General features: G+C 56.1%; 22 protein-coding genes. 5 read left to right on the top strand and 17 right to left on the bottom strand.

All coding sequences use genetic code 11. The features are described 5' to 3' along the window. Nucleotides 1-52: 52 nt before the first annotated feature. Both rmuC and udp read right to left on the bottom strand, forming a co-directional pair. Complete coding sequence (rmuC, locus tag ACZAHD_RS04975) at nt 53-1,501, bottom strand: DNA recombination protein RmuC (protein WP_462455784.1); 1,449 nt, start codon at nt 1,499-1,501, stop codon at nt 53-55. A 138-nt stretch (nt 1,502-1,639) separates the two neighbouring features. Then, nucleotides 1,640-2,401: a uridine phosphorylase gene (gene udp, locus ACZAHD_RS04970; protein WP_462455783.1), complete on the bottom strand. Its 762-nt coding sequence runs from the start codon at nt 2,399-2,401 to the stop codon at nt 1,640-1,642. A 267-nt stretch (nt 2,402-2,668) separates the two neighbouring features. On the opposite strand from udp, the gene ACZAHD_RS04965 reads away from it, so the two are divergent. After that, nucleotides 2,669-3,481, top strand: a complete 813-nt coding sequence (locus tag ACZAHD_RS04965; protein ID WP_462455782.1) for a dienelactone hydrolase family protein — start codon at nt 2,669-2,671, stop codon at nt 3,479-3,481. A 4-nt stretch (nt 3,482-3,485) separates the two neighbouring features. On the opposite strand, the gene ACZAHD_RS04960 is transcribed toward ACZAHD_RS04965, so the two are convergent. Both ACZAHD_RS04960 and metE read right to left on the bottom strand, forming a co-directional pair. Then, the gene (locus tag ACZAHD_RS04960; protein ID WP_462455796.1) at nt 3,486-4,175 is read right to left on the bottom strand and encodes a transporter substrate-binding domain-containing protein; all 690 of its coding nucleotides are present in this window, start codon (nt 4,173-4,175) and stop codon (nt 3,486-3,488) included. A 155-nt stretch (nt 4,176-4,330) separates the two neighbouring features. Then, a complete protein-coding gene (gene metE, locus ACZAHD_RS04955; RefSeq protein WP_462455781.1) occupies nt 4,331-6,592 on the bottom strand; it encodes a 5-methyltetrahydropteroyltriglutamate--homocysteine S-methyltransferase in 2,262 nt (753 codons plus the stop codon). A 239-nt stretch (nt 6,593-6,831) separates the two neighbouring features. Here metE and metR point away from each other — a divergent pair, with 239 nt between their 5' ends. Further along, on the top strand, nt 6,832-7,785 hold the full coding sequence (metR, locus tag ACZAHD_RS04950; RefSeq protein ID WP_462455780.1) for an HTH-type transcriptional regulator MetR: 954 nt from the start codon (nt 6,832-6,834) through the stop codon (nt 7,783-7,785). Here the strand turns inward: metR and ACZAHD_RS04945 are convergent. The 3 genes from ACZAHD_RS04945 to pldB all read right to left on the bottom strand — a co-directional run bounded on the left by ACZAHD_RS04945 (nt 7,673) and on the right by pldB (nt 10,645). Beyond that, a complete protein-coding gene (locus ACZAHD_RS04945; RefSeq protein ID WP_462455779.1) occupies nt 7,673-8,572 on the bottom strand; it encodes a carboxylate/amino acid/amine transporter in 900 nt (299 codons plus the stop codon). The two genes, metR and ACZAHD_RS04945, sit on opposite strands and share 113 nt — an antisense overlap. An 88-nt stretch (nt 8,573-8,660) precedes the next feature. Next, entirely contained in the window at nt 8,661-9,461 is an 801-nt protein-coding gene (yigL, locus tag ACZAHD_RS04940; RefSeq protein WP_462455778.1) for a sugar/pyridoxal phosphate phosphatase YigL, read from the bottom strand. Nucleotides 9,462-9,652: 191 nt separating this feature from the next. Further along, complete coding sequence (pldB, locus tag ACZAHD_RS04935) at nt 9,653-10,645, bottom strand: lysophospholipase L2 (protein WP_462455777.1); 993 nt, start codon at nt 10,643-10,645, stop codon at nt 9,653-9,655. Nucleotides 10,646-10,753: 108 nt separating this feature from the next. Here pldB and rhtB point away from each other — a divergent pair, with 108 nt between their 5' ends. Further along, the gene (rhtB, locus tag ACZAHD_RS04930; protein ID WP_462455776.1) at nt 10,754-11,374 is read left to right on the top strand and encodes a homoserine/homoserine lactone efflux protein; all 621 of its coding nucleotides are present in this window, start codon (nt 10,754-10,756) and stop codon (nt 11,372-11,374) included. Between the two features lie 45 nt (nt 11,375-11,419). Here rhtB and rhtC read toward each other — a convergent pair whose 3' ends face one another. The 3 genes from rhtC to pldA all read right to left on the bottom strand — a co-directional run bounded on the left by rhtC (nt 11,420) and on the right by pldA (nt 14,891). Then, nucleotides 11,420-12,040, bottom strand: a complete 621-nt coding sequence (gene rhtC / locus ACZAHD_RS04925) for a threonine export protein RhtC (RefSeq protein WP_462455775.1) — start codon at nt 12,038-12,040, stop codon at nt 11,420-11,422. Between the two features lie 84 nt (nt 12,041-12,124). Continuing rightward, on the bottom strand, nt 12,125-13,951 hold the full coding sequence (gene recQ / locus ACZAHD_RS04920) for an ATP-dependent DNA helicase RecQ (RefSeq protein WP_462455774.1): 1,827 nt from the start codon (nt 13,949-13,951) through the stop codon (nt 12,125-12,127). A gap of 67 nt (nt 13,952-14,018) precedes the next feature. Then, complete coding sequence (gene pldA / locus ACZAHD_RS04915) at nt 14,019-14,891, bottom strand: phospholipase A (RefSeq protein WP_462455773.1); 873 nt, start codon at nt 14,889-14,891, stop codon at nt 14,019-14,021. A gap of 156 nt (nt 14,892-15,047) precedes the next feature. Here pldA and yigI point away from each other — a divergent pair, with 156 nt between their 5' ends. Both yigI and rarD read left to right on the top strand, forming a co-directional pair. Then, the gene (gene yigI / locus ACZAHD_RS04910) at nt 15,048-15,512 is read left to right on the top strand and encodes an acyl-CoA thioesterase YigI (RefSeq protein WP_100685961.1); all 465 of its coding nucleotides are present in this window, start codon (nt 15,048-15,050) and stop codon (nt 15,510-15,512) included. A 49-nt stretch (nt 15,513-15,561) separates the two neighbouring features. Next, nucleotides 15,562-16,455 (top strand): EamA family transporter RarD, encoded by an 894-nt coding sequence (gene rarD / locus ACZAHD_RS04905; RefSeq protein ID WP_462455772.1) that lies wholly within the window; start codon nt 15,562-15,564, stop codon nt 16,453-16,455. A gap of 193 nt (nt 16,456-16,648) precedes the next feature. Here the strand turns inward: rarD and corA are convergent, their stop codons facing one another. From corA to dapF, 7 genes are all read right to left on the bottom strand, one after another. Continuing rightward, on the bottom strand, nt 16,649-17,599 hold the full coding sequence (gene corA, locus ACZAHD_RS04900) for a magnesium/cobalt transporter CorA (protein ID WP_123758105.1): 951 nt from the start codon (nt 17,597-17,599) through the stop codon (nt 16,649-16,651). 151 nt (nt 17,600-17,750) lie between these two features. Beyond that, nucleotides 17,751-17,807 carry a YsgD/CorL family protein gene (gene ysgD / locus ACZAHD_RS04895; RefSeq protein WP_407081267.1) on the bottom strand — a complete coding sequence of 19 codons (57 nt, stop codon included), beginning with the start codon at nt 17,805-17,807 and terminating at the stop codon, nt 17,751-17,753. A gap of 148 nt (nt 17,808-17,955) precedes the next feature. Then, nucleotides 17,956-20,118 carry a DNA helicase II gene (gene uvrD, locus ACZAHD_RS04890; RefSeq protein WP_462455771.1) on the bottom strand — a complete coding sequence of 721 codons (2,163 nt, stop codon included), beginning with the start codon at nt 20,116-20,118 and terminating at the stop codon, nt 17,956-17,958. A 78-nt stretch (nt 20,119-20,196) separates the two neighbouring features. Then, entirely contained in the window at nt 20,197-20,913 is a 717-nt protein-coding gene (gene yigB, locus ACZAHD_RS04885; RefSeq protein ID WP_462455770.1) for a 5-amino-6-(5-phospho-D-ribitylamino)uracil phosphatase YigB, read from the bottom strand. After that, on the bottom strand, nt 20,913-21,815 hold the full coding sequence (gene xerC, locus ACZAHD_RS04880) for a tyrosine recombinase XerC (RefSeq protein WP_462455769.1): 903 nt from the start codon (nt 21,813-21,815) through the stop codon (nt 20,913-20,915). Before xerC ends, yigB begins: the two co-directional genes overlap by 1 nt. Then, nucleotides 21,812-22,519: a DUF484 domain-containing protein gene (locus tag ACZAHD_RS04875; protein ID WP_462455768.1), complete on the bottom strand. Its 708-nt coding sequence runs from the start codon at nt 22,517-22,519 to the stop codon at nt 21,812-21,814. Before ACZAHD_RS04875 ends, xerC begins: the two co-directional genes overlap by 4 nt. Further along, nucleotides 22,516-23,340 (bottom strand): diaminopimelate epimerase, encoded by an 825-nt coding sequence (gene dapF, locus ACZAHD_RS04870; protein ID WP_462455795.1) that lies wholly within the window; start codon nt 23,338-23,340, stop codon nt 22,516-22,518. The genes ACZAHD_RS04875 and dapF overlap by 4 nt, the downstream gene beginning before the upstream one ends. Nucleotides 23,341-23,354: the final 14 nt, after the last annotated feature.

Raw genomic sequence — 23,354 nt, 5'->3', positions numbered from 1 at the left:
ATCAAGAAAATGTTCATCGAGTGTAACAGATTCAGCGCATTTCCCATACGGTTCAACGCGGCGAAGCGGGCTCGCCGGACATCGCCTCATCGGTCGGATCGGACGTAAATTCGTTATCGTCAAGCGCGTTGTCATCTTCTTCAGAACAAAATTCGTCGTCCTGAGCCGTTGCCTGATCGACTAAATCAGGATTAATCCCGCGCTTCACTTCAACGCCGAGACCGCGGAACGCTTCTGCCTGCACCAGCAGATTCCCGCGCCCGGAAGTGAGCTTTTTCATCGCCTGGCGATAGTTATCCTGCGCTTTATCGAGGCACTGCCCGATGGCGGACATATCATCAACGAACAATCGCATTTTGTCGTACAGGCGACCTGCGCGCTCAGCGATTTTCTGCGCATTGCGGCTTTGATGTTCATAGCGCCAGAGATTGGCAATCGTGCGCAGCGCCACCAGCAGCGTCGTCGGACTGACCAGCATAATGTTGTTCTTCAACGCTTCGCTGATAAGCTCAGGCTGGCGATCGATAGCCAGCAGGAAAGCCGGCTCCACGGGAATAAACATCAGGACATAGTCGAGTGAGCGCAGGCCCGGCAGCTGTTGATAATCTTTACGCCCGAGCAGGCGAATATGGTTACGCACTGAGGCGATATGCTCCTGCAGCGCCGCCTCGCGGGTGTAGTCATCTTCGGCATTAAAATAGCGTTCGTAGGCAACCAGCGTCATTTTGGCATCAATGACCACGTCCTTCCCCTGCGGCAGACGGACGATCACATCGGGCTGCATGCGCGAACGGCCTTCCGTTTCGATGCTGACCTGGGTCTGATATTCATACCCTTCGCGTAGCCCGGAAGCTTCCAGCACGCGGGTTAACACCACTTCACCCCAGTTACCCTGGGTTTTGTTATCCCCTTTCAACGCCCGGGTCAGATTCAGCGCCTCCTGCGCCATCTGCGCGTTCAACTGCTGCAGATTGCGGATCTCATGAGCCAGAGTATGCCGTTCGCGCGCCTCCTGGCCAAAACTGTCCTGCACCTGGCGGCGGAAACCGTCCAGCTGTTCACGTAGCGGCGTCAGCAGACCATGTAAACTCTGCCGGTTCTGCTCATCAACGCGCCGGTTGCTGTGTTCGAAAATGCGGTTTGCCAGGTTTTCAAACTGCTCGCTCAGACGCTGTTCGCTATTCACCATCTGGCGGATTTTATCCTCGGCATGCATCCGGGTAGATTCAAGGCGGGTAGTGACTTCGCGGAGGTCAGCCTCCAGAGAACTATTGATGTCGCGCAGGCTGCGCAGTTCGTTATTCAGCAGCTCGCATTCATCGCGCCAGTGGGCCTCCTGCACCAGTTGCTGGCGCACGGCGCTGAGTTCGATATCCAGTTCACGACGCTCTTCGATAAGGTCGGCGCGAATTTGGTCAGCTTTGGCTTTGGTCGCCAGCCATCCTGCGACCAGCCCTCCAGCCAGCGCCACGATGGCACTTATCACAATCGAGATATCCACAACGCCCCCTGCGGCAACAACTTACGGCACAAAATAGAATTGTGCTGTACAAACGTCCAGTTTAAAAGCGATTTCCTGCGAGGCGTGGCGCAAAAAAGAAAGGCCGGAAGATCCGGCCCTGGGTTGAGAGACGAGGAATTACAGCAGGCGACGAGCCGCTTCCACGACGATGTTTACCGCGTGGCTTTCGGTTTGCTTCATGGTTTCCGCGTTCGGAATTTCCTGCTGGGTACGATTGACGATAACTCCGGCAACCATCCCGGCACGCAGTCCCTGGCTGGCGCACATGGTCAGCAGGGTCGCCGATTCCATCTCGTAGTTCATGACCCCCATTGACTGCCACTCTTCCATAGACCCTTTAAAACGGCTGACCACGCGGCCGGAGAAGGTATCGTAGCGCTCCTGGCCCGGGTAGAAGGTGTCAGATGAAGCGGTAACGCCGATATGAGTGGTCGCACCGATCGATTTTGCCGCGTCCACCAGCGCGGTGGTACAGGCAAAGTCAGCCACGGCCGGGTATTCCATCGGCGCAAAGTGCAGACTCGCGCCATCGAGACGTACGGAGGCGGTGGTGACCAGCACGTCGCCGACGTTAATGTGTGGCTGGATAGCGCCAGTGGTACCGATACGCAGGAAGGTCCGAATCCCTAACTGCGCCAGTTCTTCAACGGCAATGGACGTTGACGGACCACCGATACCAGTAGAGCAGACAATAACCGGCTTACCATTCAGTTCGGCACGCCAGGAGGTAAATTCGCGATGAGATGCCAGCTTGACCGGCTTATCCATCAGCACGGCGATCTTTTCCACACGCTCCGGATCGCCAGGGACGATAGCCAGCGTAGCCCCTTGTAAATCGTTTTTGGTGAGGCCGAGATGAAAAACATCAGACTTAGACATAAAAAAACTCCTCTGTGGGTCGAATTATCAGCAGAAGCAAAACGGTACTTTACAGAAGCTATTCGCTTAATTTTGTGACAAAAATCACCATGAATAAAAATCATTGCAATGATTTTCCATGAAAAAGTGATAAACATCACATTAACAAGTTATATTCATCGTGCCTGAACAAAAGATAGCCTGTTTCAGGCACTGTGCTTTGTTAACGTCCGGTCGATAGCGTCTATAGTTATCGATGCGCTAATAAATAAGGGTACGGAGAATACCATGACCACAACCAAGCAACCTGGCTTTGCGCCTGCAGCCTCGCCGCACGCTTCTACCGCCGTTCATACCTCGGAGGAAAGCATCACCACAGGCGAAACGTCGATCCCTACTCAGGGAGAGAACATGCCGGCATACCATGCTCGTCCGAAAAACGCCGATGGCCTGCTCCCGGTCGTTATCGTTGTTCAGGAAATTTTCGGCGTCCATGAACATATCCGCGACATTTGCCGCCGTCTGGCACAGGAGGGATATCTGGCTATTGCACCAGAGCTCTACTTCCGTCAGGGCGATCCGAATGACTATACCGATATCCCTACCTTGTTCCAGGAACTGGTCAGCAAAGTACCGGATGCCCAGGTGCTGGCGGACCTCGACCATGTCGCCAGCTGGGCTGCACGCCACGGAGGCGATGCTCACCGCCTGCTGATCACCGGCTTCTGCTGGGGTGGACGCATTACCTGGCTTTATGCCGCCCACAACCCGCAACTGAAGGCCGCCGTCGCCTGGTACGGGAAGCTGGTCGGGCAGAAAACCCTGAACTCAGCGAAATATCCGGTGGATATCGCTGTTGATCTCAACGCACCGGTGCTGGGGTTGTACGGTGGCAAAGACGCCAGCATCCCGCAGGATACGGTGGAAACCATGCGTCACGCGCTTCGCGCGGCCAACGCCAAAGCGGAGATCGTCGTCTACCCGGAAGCCGATCACGCCTTTAACGCCGACTATCGCGCCAGCTATCATGAAGAGTCGGCCAAAGACGGCTGGCAGCGCATGCTGGCGTGGTTTGCACTGTATGGCGGGAAGCGCGGGTGAGCCGCTAACGGTTGCCGATATGGCGGTTAATCATGTCGGCGATCGTTCCGTCATTCATCCATTCCGCCAGGCAACCACAGACAAATTCATAGTGCTGTCGCCTGTTTCGGGGGACACAAATCGCTTGCTGTATCTGGCTGAAGCTATCAGGCAGTAAGCGAAGCTGTGGATATTCCCGTGCCACGCTGGCAAGCGGTTGACGGATCCCGGCAACCATATCCCCTTCCCCAGCGATAAAAGCGCGAATCGCCTCCTGGGAAGTGGCGTACTGCTGCATCGCCGCATGATGTAGCGTTCGAATCAGATGCAGCTCATAGGCCGCGCCTTTCCCGACGTTAATCGTTACTCCCGGACGATCCATTTCCTGTACGGAGTGAATATCGCTGTCGTTTCTGACCAGCACTGAACTTTCAATTGTGACATAGGGCGGGGTGAAGCACAGTTTGTCTTCACGAGCGGGATCAATCGCCAGAAAAGCAATATCCCACTGGTCCAGCAAGGCCGCATCAACCACTTTTCCAGCCGTCGGCCAGGTCACAAATCGCGCCTCGCCACCGCATTCAGCGGCCAGTTTTTTGGCTAATTCGGCGGTGATACCGCCAGGGGTATTATCCGGCAATAACGTGGCGAGAACCGGGTTCCCCAGATTAATAGCAAAACGTAAAGACCGCTGCAGATCGTCAAGCCTGGTCATCATTCTCCTCCAGGAATATCTGTGCTTGCTCGGTGCAGCTAAGCGTAGCCCAGCCGGGGAAACTCCGCAGGTTGAACAGTGCATTTACCCGCACGGAATAAAAAAGACAAAAAAGAAGAGGAGGCCTGAGCCTCCTCCGGGACGGGGGGACTGAATTATGCCTGGCGCAGGTTCTGCGCAGCTTTCACCATGTTGGCCAGCGCGGCGCGGGTTTCCGGCCAGCCGCGGGTTTTCAGGCCGCAATCCGGGTTGACCCACAGACGCTCTGCCGGGATACGCTGCGCCGCTTTCGCCAGCAGCGCTTGAATCCACTCCACGCTCGGGACGTTCGGTGAATGGATGTCATATACGCCCGGCCCGATTTCATTCGGGTATTCAAACTCTTCAAACGACTCCAGCAGCTCCATGTCAGAGCGCGAGGTTTCAATGGTGATCACATCCGCATCCAGCGCGGCAATCGAATCCATGATGTCATTGAACTCGCAATAACACATATGGGTGTGGATCTGAGTATCATCCCGCGCCACCGCAGCGTTGATCCGGAAGGCTTCCACGCCCCACTGCAGGTAAGCATCCCAGTCACTACGCTTGAGCGGCAGGCCTTCACGCAGCGCCGGTTCATCAATCTGGATGATGCCGATACCGGCCGCTTCCAGATCCGCCACTTCGTCACGCAGCGCCAGCGCAATCTGTTTCGCGATGGTTTCGCGGCTGGCGTCTTCACGCGGGAAAGACCAGCAAAGAATCGTCACCGGACCGGTCAGCATGCCTTTCACCGGCTTGTCGGTCAGCGACTGCGCAAACTTCGCCCACTCAACGGTGATCGCTTCCGGGCGGCTGACATCCCCGATAACCACCGGCGGTTTCACGCAGCGGGAGCCGTAGCTCTGTACCCAGCCATTTTGCGTGAAGATGAACCCGTCGAGGTGTTCACCGAAGTACTCCACCATGTCGTTACGCTCGGCTTCGCCGTGAACCAGAACATCTAACCCTAAACGTTCCTGCTCAACAATCGCCTGTCTGATGTGTTCAGCAATACCGGTGCGGTAGTTGCTGGCATCGAGATTGCCTTTTTTGAAGTCCAGACGCAGGCCGCGGATCTCTGTAGTTTGTGGGAAAGAGCCGATGGTCGTGGTCGGCCACGCCGGCAGATTGAAGCGCGCACGTTGCGCCTGGGCGCGCTCAGCGTACGAACTGTTACGCTGGCTGTCCTGTGCAGTAATTGCCGCCAGGCGTTTTTCCACTGCGGCGTTATGCACGCGGGTTGAGTGGCGGCGAGCCTGAATTGGCGCGCTCCATTCCACCAGTTTCGCCGTATCACCGCTGTTCAGCGCATCGCGCAACAGCGCCAGCTCGACACATTTTTGCAGGGCGAAGGCAAACCAGCTTTTCACTTCCGCATCGAGACGGGTTTCCACGCTCAGATCGATCGGGCTGTGCAGCAGGGAACAGGAAGAGGCAACCCACAATTCACGCTTACCGACGATATCTTTAATTTGCGCAGACTTCTCCGTCAGATCGGCGCGCCAGACGTTGCGACCGTTGATCAGGCCCGCAGAGAGCAGCCAGTTGGCTGGCAGACGCCGATGCAGATCGGCCACATTATCTTTACCGTGAACCAGGTCAACGTGCAGACCCTGCACCGGCAGCGCGGCGATGGTGTCGAGGTTGGCGGTGATGCCTTCAAAGTAGGTGGTCAGCAGCAGCTTAACCTGGCCTGCGAGCGCGTCATACGCTGGTTTGAACGCTTTCAGCCACGCCTGCGGCAGCTCCAGCACCAGAGCCGGCTCGTCAATCTGCACCCACTCGATGCCGCGTTTTGCCAGTTCTGCCAGCACCTGCTGATAAACCGGCAGGATGTCGCTCAGCAGACTCAGGCGGTCAAACTGTTCGCCTTTTACTTTACCCAGCCACAGATAAGTCACCGGCCCTAGCAGGACGGGTTTAATCTTATGACCCAGCGCCAGCGCTTCGTCCACTTCATCCAGCAACTGGGTCCAGGTCAGCTTAAACTGCTGCCCTTTGGTGAACTCTGGCACCATGTAGTGATAGTTGGTGTTAAACCATTTGGTCATTTCTGCCGCTGCCGCCGGTTCGCCGGTCGGCGCACGGCCGCGGCCAATGCGGAACAGGGTATCGATATCAACCGAGCCATCTTTGTTCTGATGACGAGCCGGCACGTTACCCAGTAGCAGGCTGGTGGTCAGAACATGGTCGTACCAGGCGAAATCACCCACCGGCAGCAGGTCAATGCCCGCCAGCTTCTGCTGCTCCCAGTGGCGTGCGCGCAGCTCGCGGCCCACTGCCAGCAATTCTTCGCGGGTCGAGTTGCCTGCCCAGTAACTCTCTTGCGCTTTTTTCAGCTCGCGACGCAGGCCAACGCGAGGGAAACCGAGGGTGTGATTAATAATTGTCATTTTTAAGACCTCATATTTTTTAATTTTGTCTCTGCGGGAAAACCCTAAATAGTTCAGCTGGCAGCAAGGCGCATCCTCAGGTGCTTACTAAAGTAAGCTGCTGGGGTACGCGAGGAAGCCAACGCCTCTGCAAGTCGAAATATGATAGGTTTAGACGTCCAGATGTTTACACATCCATAATTGACAGGTACTGTATATTCCTCAAGCGCAAATTATTCATGCCGAAGTGAAGGACTTTCATGATCGAAATTAAACACCTGAAAACGCTACAGGCGTTGCGGAACAGCGGGTCGCTGGCAGGCGCTGCGGCGGCACTGCATCAAACCCAGTCCGCCCTGTCTCACCAGTTCAGCGATCTGGAACAACGCCTTGGCTTCCGCTTGTTTGTGCGTAAAAGCCAGCCTCTGCGCTTCACCCCGCAGGGGGAGATTCTGCTCCAGCTGGCAAACCAGGTTCTGCCACAAATCAGCCGTGCGCTGCAGGACTGCCACGAGCCGCAGCAAACCCGTCTGCGCATCGCTATCGAATGTCATAGCTGCATTCAATGGCTGACTCCGGCGCTGGAGAGTTTCCGCGCCCGCTGGCCGCACGTCGAAGTGGATTTCCAGTCTGGCGTTACCTTTGACCCACAGCCCGCCCTGCAACAAAGCGAGCTGGATCTGGTGATGACCTCCGATATCCTGCCACGCAGCGGCCTGCACTATTCGCCCATGTTTGATTTTGAAGTCCGTCTGGTGCTGGCGCCTGAGCATCCGCTGGCGGTGAAAACGCGCATTGCGCCGGAAGATCTGGCGTCGGAACTGCTGTTGATTTATCCGGTTCAGCGCGGTCGCCTGGATATCTGGCGCCACTTCCTGCAGCCGGCCGGTATCAGCCCGCAGCTCAAAAGCGTTGATAATACCCTGCTGTTAATCCAGATGGTCGCCGCACGGATGGGCATCGCCGCCCTGCCGCACTGGGTGGTGGAAAGTTTTGAGCGCCAGGGTCTGGTGATCACCAAAACCCTGGGCGAAGGACTGTGGAGCCGACTGTACGCCGCGGTACGCGACGGCGAACAGCGTCAGCCGGTCACTGAAGCGTTTATTCGCTCAGCGCGGAATCACGCTTGCGATCATTTGCCGTTTGTGCGGAGTGCGGAGCGACCCAACGGCGATGGACCCACAGTGAGGCCAGGATCACCAGAGCTCCTGTAATAAAGCTCGGCCAGTGGGGCTGTTCCTGCCAGATGGCAAGGTTAACCAGCAGCCCAGCTGGTACGTGCACGTTATTCATAATACCCAGCGTTCCGGCATCCACCTGGGTGGCCCCGTAGTTCCACATAAAGTAACCTAGCCCCGACGCCGCCACGCCCAGCCAGACCAGCACGCCCCACTGTAGCGTTGTGGTTGGCAGCCTTTGCGGATTGCCCAGCATAAACCAGGCCGCTACCGCCACCAGGAAAGCCCCCATATAGAACCACGCAAACGCGTTGTGCTGCGGCATTGGACGCAGCTCCATCAGACGTTTATAGCCCACCATTCCGATAGCAAAACTAAGGTTCGACAGCTGAACCAACAGCAACCCCGTCCAGAAATGATCGCTCACTTTGTCATAACGAATAATGGCCGCGCCCAGTACCGCCAGCCCCGCGCTCAGCAGATATCCCCAACGGAGCTTGCGTCCGCTGAGCAAATCGTAAATCAGCGTGATATAAAGCGGGGTAAAGACGGTAAACAGCAGGAATTCAGACACCGTCAGGTACACATAGGCGCGGAATGCCAGCAGGTACATGATGCCAAGCTGCATTGCGCCGACCAGCATGTAGAGCACGATAGTACGCGGCGATTGCCCGCGGGTGCGCAGAAACGGCAGGAACACCAGCGCCGCCAGACCCACGCGCATTAGCACGGAAAAGTAGCTATCGACGCTACCTGCCAGGTATTCGCCTATCAGGCTAAAGGAAAAAGCCCACAGGATAGTGGTAATAATCAGTAGCGCCACAATGAATGTCTCCCAGTAAGAAGTGGACTCATTGTAGCGAAGAGTCAGGTTGACAACTGAACAATAAAAAAACAGTCGTCAGTCTTTATCAGGCGAGATAGAGCTTCCGCAAATAATGCGGCACCGCATCACCAGCGTTGCTGCCGATCACTTCCAGCTCCGGATGCAGGTCTTTCAGCCGCTGGTGAGCATTCTGCATAATGCAGCCTTTACCCGCCATCGACAGCATTTCTGCGTCGTTCATGCCATCGCCAAAAGCGATGCAGTCTTTCAGGCGATAGCCCAGCATTTTGGCGACCGCTTCCAGCGCATGCCCCTTTGACACCCCTCCGGCCATCACTTCCAGGCAGGTCAACGTGGAGAAGCTGACGTTCACGCGATCGCCCCAGCGGGCGTTGATCGCCTGCTCCAGCGGCAGCAGATGCTCATGATCTTCACAGGTGAAAAATACTTTGCTGATCCCGTCCGGATCAAGCTCTCCCGCTTCGTAGAGTTTATAGTTGAACACGGCTTCTTTGAAAAAACGCATCTCTTCCGGGCGATGGCGGTTCATATACCACTCGTCTTCGCGGTAGACGTTGGTCACGACTTTCGGGTCATTACGCATCATTTCAAATAGATCGGCCGCGATATCGCGGTCAAGGTTATGCGCAAAGATCTGTTTTCCCTCGCTGTCGTGTACGCGCGCGCCGTTGGAGGTGATCATGTAGGATTGAATGCCGAGATTATCGCGAATCTGGCCGACATCGATGTAATGGCGTCCGGTAGCGAAGACAAAATTGATCCCGCGCGCAGTCAGCAGCTGCAGCGTCTCTTTTGCGTAGGGAGTTAAGTAGTGATCGGGAGAAAGCAGCGTGCCATCTAAGTCAGATGCAACAACCTGGTACATAAAAATTTTAACCTCTAAGCAGGGCGACGAGCGTTTCGCCGGATTAAGAGCCTGTCCGATCAGGCTTTTTTATTTGCCATTTCGGATCCGGGGAGTGCTCACAATCCTCACGTACTATCTGTACGTTCCGGTTGTTCCGCGCTGTCCGTGTCCAGACTGGCTGCAACAATTTACACCTACTGGGACAGGCTCTAATTATGTCGACCGAAAAAATCGACGATGGCATTCAGCGCGACTGAGCGCATAGCGTCCTTTTCAAAAAGGATCTCATGGTATGCCCCTTCGATGACAAGCGGCTTATTACCTTCACAGGGCCGGCCTGCCGCGGCACGGAGCTCGCAGTAACGTTCGTGCATGCGGTTATCGACCACACGTTCTTCTTCTGCCTGCAATAACAAGGTGGGGGTGATGTCTTTCTCTACGCCCGCCAGCGCTTCTTCGCCTGCGAGGATCCCCTCACGCACCCAGTGGTAGGTTGGCCCGCCGACACGCAGTTGCGGTTCATCGGCATAGAAGCGCAGATTACGGCGATAGCGTTGGCGACTGTGTGTCAGCACATTGACCGAAAAAGGCAGCGCCCGCCAGCGACCGGTCCCCAGCGCATACTCTTCACGAATGCGCTGATGGCCCTCAGCCCAATCGAGAATATGGCGCACCATCCAGTCCGGGAAACGCATGACAATCCCGAACATGGGCGCACACAGCGCAATGGCATCGCAATGCTGCTGGTGACGCTGCAAAAACAGCGTCGCAATGGCGCCCCCCATCGAATGCGCGAGGATAAATCGTTTTCGCCAATGTCCAGGAGCGACTTCCTGCTGCCAGAGCGCGGCGAGATCGTCGACATAATCGCTAAAGCGCACCACGTGGCCGCGATGGCTGTCGTTCAATATTCGCCCGGAACGCCCCTGGCCGCGGTGGTCGATAATCATCACATCGAAACCGCTGTGGAAAAGATCGTAAGCCAGCTCGACGTATTTCACGTAGCTTTCAATACGCCCCGGACAGATGACCACGACCCGATCGTTATCCTGGGCGCAAAAGCGAACAAAACGGACCGGGACATCGTCTACGCCCCTGAATTCCGCTTCTTCCCGCTGATGCCAGAAATCGGTAAGTGGCCCCATCGTAAAAGCCGCAAACGCGTTTTCTCGCGTATCCCAATCCTTTTGCTGCCGAAACATCGGGCTTACACCCCTGTTAACCACTGAAAATCATTTTTTTATTGCGTATCACACAATGCTTACACAATAGCGTATTGTGGCATAAAAACAGACAATCAGGGAGTTTCTATGACGTTCGAGTGGTGGTTCGCCTATCTGCTGACATCCATTATCCTCAGCCTGTCGCCGGGTTCAGGGGCCATTAATACCATGACGACCTCGATCAACCACGGCTACCGTGGCGCGGCCGCTTCAATTGCCGGATTACAAACCGGGCTAGCAATTCATATCGTCCTCGTTGGTATCGGCCTGGGAACGCTGTTTTCCCGCTCGGTACTGGCCTTCGAAGTGCTGAAGTGGGCCGGGGCGGCTTATCTTATCTGGCTGGGCATTCAGCAGTGGCGGGCGGCGGGATCGCTCAATCTCAATACCCTGGCAAAAGCGCAAACGCGGGGAAAACTGTTCCAGCGCGCGGTTTTCGTCAACATGACCAACCCGAAAAGCATTGTCTTCCTCGCGGCCCTGTTCCCGCAGTTTATCGTGCCGCATCAGCCGCAGATCATGCAGTATTTGGTTCTCGGCGTCACCACTATCGCGGTGGATATCATCGTGATGATTGGCTACGCGACGCTGGCGCAGCGTATTGCGACATGGATTAAGGGACCGAAACAGATGAAGGCGTTGAATAAAGTCTTCGGATCGTTGTTTATGCTGGTGGGCGCGCTGTTGGCTTCCGCGCGCCATGCCTGACGAGAGAGGCCCGGTTAACCTTAAGCAAACCGGGAAAATCTGCGCTTAGCGCGAAATGATCAGATGAATGCCGAAGCCGGCAAACAACGTGCCGGCAATGCCGTCAATCCATTTTGCCAATCGCTGGTAACCACGACGCATGGCCGGTAAGGCGAACAGGCTGGCCACGACGGTAAACCAGGCCAGCGTTTCCAGAACAATCAGCAGGAAAATCCCCCAGCGCTCGCCCGTGCCAACGTTATCACCGACAAACAGTGAGAAGACGGAACCAAAATAGATAATCGCCTTAGGGTTGGCGAGGTTGGTCAGCAGTCCTTTCAGGAAGCTACGGCCGCTGCGGGCCAACGCGACCTGCGGCTCCGGCGTCGGCGCATCGTTTTTCTGCAGCGCGCCGCGCAACATCTGATAGCCCATCCAGCACAGGTACAAGCCGCCGCCGACCATAATAATGGTGTGCAGCCAGGCCATTTTTTCGATAATCAGGTGTAGGCCAAGCAGCGCGACCCCCGCCCAGATCATCACGCCACAGGTAATCCCCAGCACGCCCATCATTGCCTCTTTACGAGAACGACTTACCGCGGTCTGAGAAACAAAGAAAAAGTCCGGACCTGGACTCATCAGCGCAATGATATGCACCAGCGCAACGGTGAGGAAAAGCATCAGCATGATTGAACCCTAATCTATCGGCAATTTTGATCGCAGGAATATAGTGAAGCCCGAAACTATCCTGACACTTTTTCGCTCGGCTGACTACTCATCTTCACCATCAATATGCGCGCGGATCAGCGCCATAAACTCTTTCCCGAAACGCTCCAGTTTTCGCGTACCGACGCCGTTTATGCTCAGCATCTCACCGGCGGTCATCGGCGACTGCTCCGCCATTTCGATCAGCGTCGCGTCGTTAAATACGACGTATGGCGGGATATTTTCCTCATCGGCAATCGCTTTACGCAATTTGCGCAGCTTGGCGAACAGCTTGCGGTCATAATTGCCGCCGAAGGATTTTTGCATCGCCTTCGGCTTCAGCGCCACGATACGTGGCACGGCGAGTTGCAGCGGGACTTCGCCTCGCAACACCGGACGCGCGGCTTCGGTCAGTTGCAGCGCCGAATGCTGGGCGATATTTTGCGTGACCAGGCCAAGATGAATCAGCTGACGAATCACGCTCACCCAGTGTTCATGACTCTGTTCCCGGCCAATGCCGTACACTGGCAGCTTGTCATGTGCCATCTCGCGAATACGCTGATTATTCGCCCCGCGCAGGACCTCCACCACGTAACCCATACCGAAGCGTTGGTTCACGCGGTAAATGGTCGAGAGCGCCTTACGCGCGTCCATTAATCCATCGTACTGTTTTGGCGGGTCGAGGCAGATATCGCAGTTGCCGCACGCTTCCTGGCGACCTTCGCCAAAATAGTTGAGCAGCACCAGACGGCGACAGGTTTGCGCTTCGGCAAACGCACCCATCGCATTCAGCTTGTGGCGTTCAATATCCTGCAGTGGCCCGGCGGGCTTCTCCTCCAGACAGCGACGCAGCCACGCCATATCGGCCGGATCGTAAAACAGCATCGCTTCCGCCGGCAGGCCATCGCGCCCGGCGCGACCGGTTTCCTGATAGTAGGATTCAATATTACGGGGAATATCGAAGTGCACCACAAAGCGGACGTTGGGTTTATTGATCCCCATACCAAAAGCGACCGTGGCCACCACGATTTGCAGATCGTCGCGCTGAAATTTCTCCTGCACATCCGCACGAACGTCATTCTCCAGCCCGGCATGGTAGGCCGCCGCGCTGATTCCGCGGCTTTGCAAACGCGCGGCGGTATCTTCCACTTTCGAACGGCTGTTGCAGTAGATAATGCCCGATTTGCCGCGCTGGTCCTGCACGTAGCGCATCAGCTGATCGAGCGGTTTAAACTTCTCCATCAGCATGTAGCGGATGTTCGGGCGGTCGAAGCTGCTGACCTGAATCAGCGGGTCGTTCAGCCCCAGCAGACGAACGATATCGCGGCGGGTGGTGTCATCAGCGGTGGCGGTTAACGCCATAAACGGAATCTGCGGCATGCGCTGGCGCAGTTGGCCCAGGGCGGCATATTCCGGGCGGAAATCATGCCCCCACTGGGAAATACAGTGCGCTTCATCCACCGCCACCATTGCCAGGTTCCAGTAGCTGAGATGCTCAAGGAAATTATCCAGCATCAAGCGCTCGGGGGCGATATACAGTAGACGAATCTGCCCACTGCGACAGCCGGCCATGACCTCCTGCTGCTGCTCGCGGCTCTGGGTCGAGTTAAGACAGCCAGCGGCCACGCCGTTGGCCAGCAGCTGGTCAACCTGATCTTTCATCAACGAGATCAGCGGCGATACCACCACCGTCAGGCCACCAAGCACCAGCGCGGGCACCTGGTAGCACAGCGATTTACCACCACCGGTAGGCATGACGACCAGGCAATCGCGACCGCCCAGCGCCGTGTCGATAATGGTTTCCTGGCCTGGGCGAAACTGCTGGTAGCCGAAGGTTTCCTGTAAAACCTGCTTTGCCAGCAATGTTTGATTCAATACTTCCGCCTGCGCCACGTTGACCCCGTCTGCCTGAAAAGAAAACAGGCGCTATTTTCAGCGCCAGTGAGCCAGAGTGCAACGATTAAAACAGATCGTTGAGCGTCACACCGACACCAACCCGGGTCTGGTTAAAGTTATAGTCAATGAGCGACTCGCCATAACCGCTGTAGAGCTGAGTGTAGAAACGCACGTGGCGGGTGATCGGATAGCTGATGCCGAGCTCTGCACCACCATAACCGCTGTTCCAGTTATATTGCCCCTGGGCGCTCAGGATAGCTTCACCAAGTTGATAACCGATCTTAAGGCGGTAATACCCCATATATTTAGTGATATCCGGGTTATCGTTGATGCTGCCGATGACATACCAGGGCTTCACTTCCACCAGCCAGTTGCCATTTTGCGCCATCAGGCGGGCATACAGGCGGTTCCAGCTGCGGGAAGTAGGATCGGAGCGGCCGTTAGAGTCGTGGTTATAACCCATTTCGACATCACGCAACGTCCAGCCGGCAAGCTGATAATCCGTAGCAAATCCCAAAAACAGCTGCGGTTCATAGTTGGTTTCACGAAACGGCGCGGACTCTTTGCTGTTGGAGAGCTGCCACCAGGACTTCTGCGTATAGGAAGCCCCGAGCAGCGAGTTCTCGCCGAGGATCCCTCGCCACAGCGGAAACGCCAGGCTGAGCTGGAATTTCACTTCGTCCTTGCGGGCATTTTCCGCCCAGTCATAGCTGGAGATCGCTTCCTTGTTGATATCGCTACTCCATGTATAGAGCAGGTAGTTGCTCTCGTAGGGATACAGCAAGAAAGGATTGTCATGGTCCTGCAACAGGTTAGCGATGATACTACCGCGTACCGCAGGGGTATCATGAACGGGATGACTAACCGGCGCATCCTGTGCCAAAACGCCAGCCGGAAGCGCGCTCAGCGCTAGCAACCAGGCCAAAGAGATACGCATTACTGTTCTCCTGAATGAGTGATTATTATTTCTGTTTTACCCGGCATTCATTCTACCTGTTTACGGGCTCTCCGCCCGCTTATCCGTTCTGAAAGTGGAAATCAGCGTTTTAGAAGCATAAAATCAACATTTCATTAACGAATGGATACAATCGTCATGTCTGAACTCACAGCCGAAGCCGCCCTTAAGCTGGTGGGAGAAATCTTTGTCTACCACATGCCTTTTAATCGTGCCTTAGGTCTGAAGCTGGAGCGTTACGAAAAAGAGTTTGCTCAGCTCAGCTTTAAAAACCAGCCTATGATGGTTGGCAACTGGGCGCAAAGTATTCTGCATGGTGGGGTCATCGCCTCCGCGCTGGATGTGGCCGCAGGGCTGGTGTGCGTAGGTAGTACGCTGACCCGGCATGACACGATTAATGAAGAAGAGTTACGCCAGCGTCTGTCGCGGATGGGAACCATCGATCTGCGCGTTGATTATCTGCGCCCAGGGCGCGGCGAGCACTTTACCGCCACCAGCAGCCTGTTACGTGCCGGGAATAAGGTTGCCGTCGCCCGCGTGGAATTACATAACGAAGATCAGGTCTATATCGCCAGCGCCACGGCGACGTATATGGTGGGTTGATCGCGGTAAATAAAGTAATATCGTTGTTTTGGCGTAACGGATTCTACCGATGGATGCAAAACAAACGCGGACAGGGATTATGCTGGCTCTTGCCGCCTATTTTATCTGGGGCATCGCACCTGCCTACTTCAAACTTATCTACTATGTTCCCGCCGATGAAATCCTGACCCATCGTGTGATCTGGTCATTCTTTTTTATGCTGGCGCTAATCAGCCTTAGCCACCAGTGGGGGCAGGTGAAAAAACTGCTGCATATGCCGCGTAAAATTCTCCTGCTGGCACTGTCGGCTGTGCTGATTGGCGGCAACTGGCTACTCTTCATCTGGGCGGTGAATAACCACCATATGCTGGAGGCCAGTCTCGGCTACTTCATTAACCCGCTGGTGAATATTGTGCTGGGGATGATTTTCCTCGGCGAGCGTTTTCGACGGATGCAGTGGGTGGCGGTGTTGCTGGCAGCGTGTGGCGTGCTGGTACAGCTGTGGACCTTTGGTTCGCTGCCGGTTATCGGCCTTGGGCTGGCCTTCAGCTTTGCCTTTTACGGGCTGCTGCGTAAAAAAATCGCCGTCGACGCGCAAACCGGGATGTTAGTCGAAACTCTGTGGCTTCTGCCGGTCGCCGCCGTATACCTGTTTGCCATCGCCGATAGCCCAACCAGCCATATGGGACAGAATTCGTGGTCGCTGAACCTGTTGCTGATGGCGGCAGGCATTGTCACCACGATTCCCCTGCTGTGCTTTACCGGGGCAGCCACCCGCCTGCGCCTCTCCACGCTAGGATTCTTCCAGTATATCGGCCCGACGCTGATGTTTCTGCTGGCGGTCGTCTTTTACGGAGAGGTACCGGGGGCCGATAAGATGGTGACCTTTGGCTTTATCTGGGTGGCACTGGCAATTTTCGTGATGGATGCGGTTTACACAATGCGCAGAACGAGCAGGACATAACGAAAAACCGAAGCACATTCCAGGTTACTGACCAGGTGAGCGCTGCTGGAATTGCCCGGCGGTGCTTCGCTTACACCGGCCTGGCGATAATGTGTACCGGGATGACAGGGTAACATTCTGTAGGCCGGGCAAGGCGTCAGCCGCCACCCGGCGGAAATGCTAAAAAGGATTTGCTCAGGTCAAAAAGACCTTTTTACAGCCAGTTTTTACGCTTGAAGTAGAGATACGGCGCCAGACCCGCGAGCATCATAAAGACAATCGCGCCGGGATAACCAAAGCTCCAGTGCAGCTCCGGCATAAACTCAAAGTTCATCCCATAGCTGGAAGCCACCAGTGTAGGCGGCAGGAAGACCACGGAAACCACCGAGAAGATCTTGATGATACGGTTCTGCTCGATGTTGATAAAGCCCATCGCCGCCTGCATCAGGAAGTTGACCTTCTGGAACAGCGATTCGTTGTGCGGCAGCAGGGATTCGATATCTCGCAGGATCTCGCGTGCCTGCTCCAGCTGGCCTGCCGGCAGGCGAGCCTTACGCACGAGGAAGTTCAGCGCGCGCTGGGTATCCATCAGACACAGACGGACCTTCCAGCCGATATCTTCCTGCTCGGCAAGCGTTGAGAGCGCGTCATCGTACTCATCGCCCTGACGACCTTCCATGATCACGCGGCTGAGTTTTTCCAGGTCGCTGTAGATATTTTCGATTTCATCCGCCAGCTGTTCAATTTTGGTTTCGAACAGATCCAGCAGCAGTTCATAGGCGTTGCCATCAACCATTAACTGATTGCGAACGCGCATGCGATACAGGCGAAATGCCGGCAATTCACGTTCACGCAGGGTAAACAGGCGCCCTTCACGAATCGTAAATGCCACGGTGGAGTTACCGGCGTGATCCTCTGCATCTTCAAAAAAGAAAAAAGAGTGAATGTGTAAACCGTCTTCGTCTTCGAAGAAACGCGCCGATGCTTCGATATCTTCCAGTTCCGGGCGCGTTGCCAGGTTCTGACCCAATTCCGTCTGCACGCGGCTTCGTTCGTCATCGTCGGGCTCGACCAAATCGACCCACACCGAACTGGCGAGATGTTTGATCTCATCAGCTTCCAGGCGTGTTAAACGATTATTTTCCAGTTGAAATGCGCTCAGCATGACCGGGACTCCCAATGCAAAAAAATTATCGGACGGTTCGGTGGGCACACAGAAACAATTTGGGTTTCAGACCATTAAGCCTGACTCAGAGCGACGGGTATGACGGGTCGCTGACAACCGCTAAGGCTATCAGCAGCATAAGAGGATAGCCTTAGGAGTTGTTCCTGACGGACAGGAAATTGAGCCAGCGTCTACTGGGTGTGTCCAAGGCGAATGTCCTCTTAGCGTAATCGTGCGCGCATGTTACGCCAGCACAAAAACGGCGTCAACACGCAACGAAACGCTAAAGAGCAAATCCTGCCTTTTAGCATATAAGGCTAGCAGATTATTACAAAAAAACGATACTTTTCTTACTGTTACACTGTTTCCAGCCGGGCATAGGCCGCCACTAACCATTTAATACCCTGCCCCTGGAAGGCAACCTGCAAACGGCTATGCTCGCCGCTGCCTTCCAGATTCACGATAGTGCCTTCGCCAAACTTCGGATGGCGTACGCGCTGCCCCAGTTTGTAGCCGGTATCGTTTTCCGCCATTGGCGTCCCCATCCGCTGATGGCTGACCGGACGGCTCACCGTCGCGCGCAGGCGTACCTCTTCTACACAGGCTTCCGGCAGCTCGCCGATAAAGCGCGACGGACGATGATAAACCTCTTTACCGTACAGACGGCGGGTTTCCGCATAGGTGAGCGTCAGTTTTTGCATCGCTCGTGTCACGCCGACGTAAGCCAGACGACGCTCCTCCTCCAGCCGGCCACCTTCATCCAGCGCCATCTGGCTCGGGAACATCCCCTCTTCCACGCCAACGATAAACACCTGCGGGAACTCCAGACCTTTCGCCGAGTGCAGAGTCATCAGTTGCACCGCATCCTGCCAGGTGTCCGCCTGCCCTTCACCCGCTTCCAGCGCGGCATGGGAGAGGAAGGCCTGTAGCGGCATTAAATCTTCATCTTCGTCGTTGTAGCTGAACTGGCGCGTTGCCGTCACCAGCTCCTCTAAGTTTTCTATCCGTGTCTGGCCTTTCTCGCCCTTTTCCTGCTCGTACATCGTCCGCAGGCCGGAGTCGTTAATCACCCGGTCGGTCTGCACGTGCAGTGGCATATCCGCCGTTTCCTGCGCCAGGGCGTCAACCAACTCCATAAAGCGTTGCAGCGCGCTGGCGGCGCGCCCGGCGAGGACTTTATCTTTTAACAGTTCGCGGCAAGCCTGCCACAGCGTTAGCTGACGGTCGCGCGAGGTCTGACGCACCACGTCCAGCGTGCGATCGCCGATGCCGCGCGTCGGGGTATTCACCACACGCTCAAACGCCGCATCGTCGTTACGGTTGGCGATCAGACGCAGATAGGAGAGCGCATCTTTGATCTCCTGGCGTTCGAAGAAGCGCATGCCGCCATAGATACGATACGGCATGCTGGCCTGCAACAGCGCCTCTTCCAGCACGCGCGACTGGGCGTTGCTGCGGTAGAGAATAGCGCATTGCTCCAGCGCCCCGCCGTTCTCCTGCCAGGTTTTAATGCGATTGACGACAAAGCGCGCCTCATCAAGATCGTTAAACGCGCAATAGAGGGAGATAGGTTCGCCGTCGGCGCCGTCGGTCCACAGTTTTTTGCCCAAACGCCCGCTGTTGTTTTCAATCAGAGCGTTGGCGGCGCTCAGGATATTGCTGGTCGAACGGTAGTTCTGCTCCAGGCGGATGGTCTGCGCGCCGGGGAAATCGGTGAGAAAACGCTGAATATTCTCAACCTGGGCGCCGCGCCAGCCGTAGATCGACTGGTCATCATCCCCCACAATCATCACCTTGCCGCTCTCGCCCGCCAGCAGGCGAATCCAGGCATACTGGATGTTATTGGTATCCTGAAACTCATCCACGAGGATGTTGGTGAAGCGTTCGCGATAATGCTGGAGAATATGCGGCTTGTTGAGCCACAACTCGTGCGCACGCAGCAGCAATTCGGCAAAGTCCACCAGACCGGCGCGATCGCAGGCTTCCTGATAGGCCTGATAAACTTTCTGCCAGGTCTGTTCCACCGGGTTGCCGTAGCTCTGAATATGGTGCGGGCGCAGCCCTTCATCTTTCTGGCTATTGATGTACCACATCGCCTGACGCGGCGGCCACTGCTTCTCGTCGAGGTTCATCGCCTTAATCAGACGCTTCAGCAGACGCAGTTGGTCTTCGCTATCGAGGATTTGAAAATCTTGCGGCAGGTTAGCATCGAGATGATGGGCTCGCAGCAGACGATGTGCCAGCCCGTGGAATGTCCCGACCCACATACCGCCCTGGGTTGTCCCCATCAGTTGGCCAATACGATGGCGCATCTCCGCCGCCGCTTTGTTGGTAAAGGTCACCGCCATAATCGAATACGGCGAGCAATTTTCCACGCTCAGCAGCCAGGCAATACGGTGTACCAGAACGCGCGTCTTACCGCTGCCCGCTCCCGCCAGAACCAGCATATTGGTGCGCGAAGCAGCTACGGCTTCACGCTGTTTATCATTGAGGCTGTCGAGCAGGTAAGAAACGTCCATTGGCACCGCCGGAAATGAGCTGCCCGGCAACACATCGTCTACCGGGCATACTGTTAATATATACAGAACTAGTGGTGATTATATCAGCGAGGTCAGAGATGCCAACCGTGAAATTTCAATGTGCGGCAGCAGGCGGCTGTCGGTTGCGCGCATCAGATCGGCCCCCTGCGGTTTGATCCAGCAGGCCTGCATGCCGCAGCGAATAGCGCCCGCCACATCGGTGGTCAGATCATCCCCCACGTGAAGTATCTGTCCCAACGGCAAACCAAGACGCTCCGCCGCCAGATGATACATATCGGCAAAGGGTTTCGATCGCCCGTCCGGACCGGCACGCAGAACAAAACGGAAATAATCGCTCAAACCAAAGAGTTCCGGTTGCGCGTTACCGTTGGTCACCGCCACCAGCGGCCATTTCTCCGCCAGCGCGGTCAGCGTATCGTGAGTTTCCTGCGGCACCTCGATCAGACTCCGCCAGTGGGCAAAATTCGCCATTGCCGCATCCGCGCCCTCGGCAGCCTGCCCGGCAGAAAGCCCGGCATTCGTCATCCCCAGCACCAGCGCGCGTCGCCGCCATTCGGTCACGTCGTGGTAAATCTCCGGTTCGGTCTCAAGCAGCGTCTGACGCAACTGTTGCAGCTCCTGGGCATCAAACCGGCTCAGTGACGGATGGTAGCTGCGCACAAAGGCCAGCGACTCCTGCAGCGTCCGGTCGATGACCGGACGGTTGTCGTAAAGGGTATCGTCCAGATCAAACGTCAGTGCAGAAATTTGGCCCAGCGGTCGGTAAAAGCGCATTATTTCCCCCGTTTGGCGCGCGGATGCGCCGCATCATACACCGAGGCAAGGTGTTGAAAATCAAGATGGGTATAGATTTGAGTCGTCGAGAGATTGGCATGGCCCAGCAGCTCCTGTACGCCGCGCAGATCGCCGCTCGACTCCAGCATATGGGTGGCAAAGGAGTGGCGCAGCTTATGCGGATGCACGTGGCTGTTCAACCCCTGCTTAATACCCCATTCGGCAAAGCGCTTCTGCACATTACGCGCGGAAATACGTTTCCCCAGTTTAGATAAAAACAGCGCATCATCATCCGTGCCAAAAAGACCGCGTAAATCGAGCCAGTGTTCGATCCACGCCACCGCGCTGCGCCCAATCGGCAGGCGGCGTTCTTTGCTGCCTTTGCCCATCACCCACACCTCCCCGGATTCCAGATCGAGGTGTTTAATATCAAGATTGACCAGCTCGGAGAGACGCAGACCCGCGCCGTACATCACCTCCAGCATCGCCCGGTCGCGCACCGCCAGCGGATCGTTAAGATCGATATCCAGCAGCCGGTTGACGTCATCGACATCGATATTTTTAGGTAAGTGACGGGGAATTTTCGGAGCGGAGATGCCTTTCGCCGGGTTCGCCGCCAGCTCGCCCTGCGCCACCAGCCAGTCAAAGAAACTGCGCAACGCGGAAAGCCGCAGCGCAAGGCTTGCCGGCCCCAGGCCCTGTTTGCGGCTACGAACCGCCAGGCCACGAACCTGAGCGGCATCGCACTGCTGCCAGCTTTTGAGCCCCGCCTGTTCGGCGAGCACCATCAGCGCATCCAACTGACGCCGGTAGTTCAGTAGCGTGATTGGGCTCAGCTGACGCTCTACACCCAGATAGTGTAGAAAGCGGTCAACGGCGGGGAATAAGGGAGAATCGGTCATGCGCGTTCAACCCAACGCTCCAACAGACCCGGTAGCATTAACGCAATTTCCTGCAGCAGCTGCGTTCCCTGGCCTTGTTGATAATGCTGGGCATCGCGGCTGCTGAAGATCATCACACCAGGGGCGTCATCACCGCCCAGCAGCGACATCGCCACCGAACCGATAGCTTTCGCTTCCGGCAGTACCACCAGCAGTTCAGGGCCGTGCAACGGCCCAAGATAATGACGAGACTGCCCAAGTCGCTGAATGCGGACAGGCTCAAATGCCTGCCTGCTTAGCGCCAGATGGGTGAATTTTGAAGGTGCGCCCAGCCGCCAGCTATCGGGAAACAGCCGTACCGTCGCGCCCGCCAGCCCTATCTCACGTGCCCAGCGATGAAAACGGTTCAGCATCTCGTCAAGGCTTTCCGCCGCTGCCAGCCGCGTCTGCAGATGCAGCAGACGCTGGAACAGGCTCTCATTGGCCGTTGCCTGCTCCATCAGCAGCATCATGTTCTCTTCCAGCACGTTGATATGGTTACGTGCCCGCACCATGTGCCATTCCACCAGCGAGATCGAGCCGCGTACCGGATGCGGTACGCGCATATGCTCAACCAACGCGGCATTACGAATAAAAAATTCAGGATGTTGCAACAGATAGTCCACCACTGCGCGGTCGTTCAACGCGCCGGTGATTTCCTGCTGTTCTTCCCCGACTTGTTTCATAAGTGAATAAATCCGTCGTAGACATGTGCCGCCGGGCCAGTCATAAACAACGGTTGGCCCGGGCCTTTCCAGGCGATATCAAGACGCCCGCCTGGCAATTCCACGCGTACTTGTTCGGCCAGCAGTCCTTGTTGGATACCAACCGCCACCGCCGCACAGGCGCCGCTGCCGCAGGCCTGAGTTTCACCTGCGCCGCGCTCATAAACACGCAGACGAATGCGATCGCGCTCGACCACCTGCATAAAACCGATGTTGGCGCGCTCCGGGAAGCGCTCGTGGCTTTCCATCACCGGGCCGAGCGTTTCCACCGCAGCGGTTTCGACATTATCGACCTGAATGACGCAGTGCGGGTTCCCCATCGAGACCACGCCGCACAATACTGTCTGCTCGGCGGCGCGCATAATATAGGTCTTTTCCGCTTTGTTGGCGCGGAAGGGGACCTGAGAGGGCTCGAAGTTGGGCTCCCCCATGTTGACGCGCACCAGATCGTCTTCCGTCACGCTTAATATCATACGACCGTTCGCCGTGCTCACGCGGATGTCACATTTATTGGTCAGGCCTTTCAAGCGGACAAATCGGGCAAAGCAGCGCGCGCCGTTGCCGCACTGCGACACCTCGCTGCCGTCGGCGTTGAAGATACGATAATGGAAATCCAGTTCCGGATCGTAAGGCGGTTCAACAACCAGCAGTTGATCGAAACCGACGCCCAGATGCCGATCCGCCAGGCGGCGAATCAGTTCTGGTGAGAAAAAAACATTCTGCGTTACCGCGTCAACGACCATGAAGTCGTTGCCAAGGCCATGCATTTTAGAGAACTGCATCATCTACTCCAGTT

The organism is Raoultella sp., assembly GCF_039594335.1.
Classification (GTDB): Bacteria; Pseudomonadota; Gammaproteobacteria; order Enterobacterales; family Enterobacteriaceae; genus Klebsiella.
The sequence above is the reverse complement of the archived record's forward strand: the minus strand, read 5'-3'. Positions and strand labels throughout refer to the sequence as shown.